General features: G+C 61.2%; 1 protein-coding gene and 1 pseudogene. Both read right to left on the bottom strand.

The annotated features are described in order from the left end of the window. Window positions 1–2573, bottom strand: a 2573-nt coding sequence (locus RUW20_RS17910) for a hypothetical protein (RefSeq protein ID WP_313953584.1), incomplete at its 3' end; no start/stop codon positions are given. Between the two features lie 590 nt (window positions 2574–3163). Beyond that, window positions 3164–4969, bottom strand: a pseudogene (locus RUW20_RS17905) (hypothetical protein); the annotation flags it as partial.

Below are 4969 nucleotides of genomic sequence, written 5' to 3'. Positions count from 1 at the left end.
CTGCCCGGAGCGACCTGTCCTTCGGTAAGCCGCAGGTCCGCGGTCATGCGCGCATCACCAGAAAATTCCAGCCCCTGATGACCGTGAAGAAAGCTGTTGAGGAAAGCGATATTCGCCACCGACCCCTCGAGCCTGACCACCCCGCTGACCGGAGAAAAGCGCCCTGAACGGGACACATTGGCCGATACCGGGCGGGATTTCAGGCGTGCCTCCTTGACCGTGATGCGGGTCTGCAGTGGCGCCATCCCTTTGCTCGATGCCGCTTCTGCTGTCGCTGCCTGCATCTGCAGGCGGGTTCCCGAGAGGTCCAGGAGACCGCTCGCCGGATCGGCCTCTTTGATCGCCAGATCGACGCCGAGCTGTCCGACGACCGCCTCCGTGAACAGCATGCCGGCAATCTTCTCGCCGGCCAGACTCACAGTACCCGACAATTTCCGGCCGGCGTAGGTGAGGCGCCCACTCGAACGGGCTGTGCCCGAGCTCAGGCTGAAGGGCGGGTTACCCGGCACGTAGCTGTTCAGCAGCGCGACATCGGGCAGCAGCGCATCCTGCCAGGTCAGCACGGCGGTCGGCTCGATGCGCTTGGTGCGCACATCGAGTGCCGGGCTTGTCGCGGTCAGCTGTAAACCCTTTCCACGCAGAAAAACCTCGCCGCCTTTCACTTCGCGTATCTGCATATCGCGCAACGCCAGATCCATGCGTATCTCCTCCGCGCCGGCCCGCTTTCGCATCCCGGCCGACAGGCCGCCGGCACCGCTGGCCTCAAAGCCGGAAAAGCGACTGACCAGACGATCCGATTCGACCGTCAGGCTACTGGGAGATGCCAGGCGCCCCTCGTCCAGGCGCAGATCCGCGCGCAGGCGGCCGCCGCCGCCGAACTCGATGGCCCGACGCTTTGACAGGAGAGCGTTGAGGAAATCAATGTTCGCCACCGTTCCCTCAAGCTTGAGTTCGCCGCGGAGGGGCGGCGATCCGGAATAATCCCTGAGCTCAGCGAGCGATAACGCCGATGCCAGTTGCGCCTGCACAATTTTGAGCTCCGTCTGCAAAGCAGCCGGGCCCACGCCGCCGGCAGCGCTTGGCTCAGAAGCCTGCATCCTGATCCGGCTGCCGGAAAGATCGAGGCGCCGGTTTTCGAAATCGGCCTCGTTGACAATCAGATCGACAGCCAGCGTACCGGCCACGGATTTATCAAAAATGAGCCCCGAGATTTTCTCCCCCGCCAGCTCAAAGCCGCCGGAGACGACCCGGTCGGCATAGGCGAGCTGGGCGTTCAGACGCGCCTGCCCCGAAATCAGTCTGAAAGGTAGCCCGCCCGGTAGATAGGCGTTCAACAGCGCGACATCCGGCATCACAGCTTCCCGCCAGTGCATGGACACCGCCGGTTCGCCCGGCTTTTCGCTCAAATTGACGAGTCCGGCGGTCACGTCAAGGTGAAAGCCCTGTGCCTGCAGAAAAAGCTGGTTTTTCGGGGAGCTGCGCATCGCCACATCGCGCAGCTCCACCTGCAGCCGAGTGTGCCGCTCACCCTGCTGGGCGCGGACATCGCCATGCACCCTGCCTGCTCCCTGGACCAGGTGACGCTCTCCGGCACCCGACGCGAGGCGCTCATCGAGAACCAGCGTCAGATCCGGCGATTCGACGACGAGCTCGCTGCCGTCCATCAATGTGCCGTGTTCGATGCTGAGCCTTCCCTTCAGGCGGCCGCTGCCATCCAACTGCAGCCATTGGCTATCGCTGAGGTAGGAGTTGATGAAGCCAAACGATGCCAGGTCACCGGTCACTGTGAGGGAGCCCGAGACAAACCTGGCCGCTCCGGCCCCGGGGTTTTCCCCGGGGACAAACCCGTCGAGCCGGATATCGACATCGCCCTGCAGATCGGCGGCAAGCAACTCCGAGCCGCGCAGGAGCTTGCCCGAGTCCAGTTGAACCCTGCCCCGCGCCATCGCCAGAGGCCCATCGAGGCGGTAATTGAAACCCTCCAGCCGCAGCCGCGCCTGCCCGCTGAAACGGTAGCCGTCGACCTCGAGTGCCTGGATTTGTGCGATATCCGCATGGTTGACAGCGATGGTCCAGCCAGACCATTCGCTGACCCCTTCGGCTTCTGGCGGTGTCAGCGTCAGCGGGGCCGCATCCGGTTGCGGAACCGCAGGGACCGTCGGCAGGGCACCAGCAGATGAAGCGAGTCGCGCGGCCGGCGCAACCGCAACCGCAATCCGATCGCGTACCCCTGCCGACATGCTGTCCACCTCAAGGTCTGCCAGCCGAACTGTCTTGTAGAACAGACTGCCCAGCGCCAGGCGCGCTTCACCCTGGCCCATCGCAAACCACCATTGCTGCCGGGGTGTCTGACCGCTTAGGGTCAACCCGGTGACACGCAGATGGCCCGGCACGATGGTCCATGCGGAAGCCCATTCAATGCGAAAACGATCGGGTGTTCGGCTGAGCATCTGCGGCAGGAAACCGCCATTGAGCAGCAGGTTTCCCGTTACCAGATAAAGAATCTCGACAACAGCAACGAAGGCGAATGCCCTTATTACCCAGCGTCCCAATCCTGGCGTACTGCGAACCATCGCCTACTCCATCCTCTGGTCAGGCAAGACACACTCCAAGGGCATCGCCAAGTCCCTCTGGCCAGACAATCCTCTCGACTCGGCGTGAATGTATCGATCCGATCACGGCTTGGACGACTCCCATTTCCATTGCATAGTGACGCTGTAACATATTGTTTATGAGAAACAATTAATGCACTTACCAAGTATCTGTTTGCACAGGAATGATGCGAAAGTGCCCGTCTCGGGCCAAAGTATTTCACCCACGACCGCACACCGGATCCCTTGCTGTATTTACTGTGACACTTCCCGTGGATTGAGGGTAGTACGCCAGTTCAGGCACTCGGGGCAGAACGCGCAGCTGGCGATCCCGCGTGCGCCGATAACGCGCGATACGCACAGGAGGCGCAGGTTTACCAGTCCCCAGCGATGCCAACAACGGTTCCCTTGCTGCGGGTGGAGACGCCGAACGGGCGGCAACATATGGTGATCACTTCGCTGCTCGCCGCCGGTGCGCCGACACGGCGCTTGAAGCCCCGCCTCCGCGAGATCGCCGTCAACCTCCAGACGTCTGTCCCCGGCCGCTCCAATCGCCCGATGGTCGACGCGCCCTATAAAGGTTGTCGGCCGATAGTCCCAACCAGCCCGGCACGATATTCCGCCGAGCCGACACGAACCCGTTCGCTTTGTGTCTGAGCACGTCGCGCCGATAGTCCCAGACGAGAGGCAACCTCGGAATTCTCGGTGCGATCAAGGAATTCGTAAAGCGAGGCTACAGCACGGGTCAACCGCGTCTCGTCACAGCGTTGTTTGGCATCCAGGCGTGCCGCATACCAATCACTGGCGAGTACGCTTTCGCGAGAAAACAGCGAACGCACTTCCGGTGACTCCAGTCCATGGCCATTGGCTGTGTGTCCGTGCGCCATGATTTCCAACAGAGCCTTCAATGGCGGGCAGGCTAAAGAAATGGTGCCATCGGTGAAATAGCTTTCGGCCACACGCTGGTGGGTGGCGACAATATTCGCCACGCCGTCGGCAAAAATGTCCATGTCCTGAATCTCGGGGCGCAGCATTTCCTCGGTGAACACGGCATGCGGATGCAGAAATATCCGGCCGAAGTAGGTGCTCGCCAGACGTGCTGTCATCCGATAACCGAGGCGGCTGGCCAGAACCGGCTGACCATGGTGCTCGAAATCGACAACGCGCTCAAGGGCACCCCGGGCAATCAGATTCTTCGCGTTGCGTTCACCTGGACTCATACGTGCAAACACCTCGGGCACGAGCAAACTGACGTCATGATCGACGCGCACATTTGGTCCGACGTAACCGGCACAGGAAACCCATCCGTCGTAACCAGTGAGCGCGAAGGACACGAAGGCGGCATTCAGGTCGATGATGGCCGGCAGGGCATTGAACGGCCCTTTGGTCAAAGCACCCTCTGAACCCGCACCTGTTGTAGAGGGTGACTTGCCGGTCATCGAACTGATGAACTCGATAAAGAGTTCAGGCAACTCCATGTAATGCAGTGGATTGTAGGGGCATAGCGCGCGGATGCCATCCCCCGGAGGGTTGTTGCGGCGACCGGCGGCGACCACATGGACCGGGGTAATGAGCGGCTCCGCACTTGACTGCCTGCGGAACAAACTCATCGCCAGGTTGGCAATTGCAGTCTCGTTCGGGCGCGCGATGTCGGGGCGCAACTGCAGATAGCGCGGGTTTTTCGTCGGTTTCCCATCGACCAGGCGCGGGTGTGCCGAGGAGACGAAATAGGCGGGTGACGATCCCTCGGGCGCATTGGCAGCGGCCTGGATCAGTTCCTGCATCGGTGGCGTAAACTCACTGAATCCGATAGCGTCATCAACCAGTTCGCGCGCATCCGATCCGTCAAGCGGCTGGAAGTTGGAGATAAAGGTCCCCGGTGTCGCGATATCCGCTTCAGCCTGTCGATCATAGCCGCGATGGATTGCGTCGTCCGGCCTTTGAAACAGGCGACGCTCGCAATTTTGCACAAACTTCTGCGAGAAGGTCCCCGACTCTCCCGCAATCGCAACGGCGGGTGCGACCACGCTGGCCGTGATATCGTCTTCCGTCTGCACTTTGCCGGCGGGGTGGAAGTCATGGCGCAACCCGAAGACACGCCAGGCCCCATCCTTCTCGAAACCAACGCGCAGGGTATTCACGATCAGCGTGCTGCCGTCAAGCTTCAGTGAATTTCCGGGGCGACCGTTGATCAGATCGACCGAGTAATGAGTCCGCCAGCTATCGCCCCATTCCGGGCGGTGAAAGCGCTTGACGACGAAGACAAGCTCCTTGACATGTTGCGGAATAGCGCTCAACCACGTGTTGTACGCCTCGTGATAATCGCGGCTCGACGGTGTAAGCAGCTTGATGACGCTACCAATCGAACGGTCATTGCT

The sequence above is a fragment of the Accumulibacter sp. genome (assembly GCF_032229525.1).
In the GTDB taxonomy this organism is placed as follows: Bacteria; Pseudomonadota; Gammaproteobacteria; order Burkholderiales; family Rhodocyclaceae; genus Accumulibacter.
The sequence above is the reverse complement of the archived record's forward strand: the minus strand, read 5'-3'. Positions and strand labels throughout refer to the sequence as shown.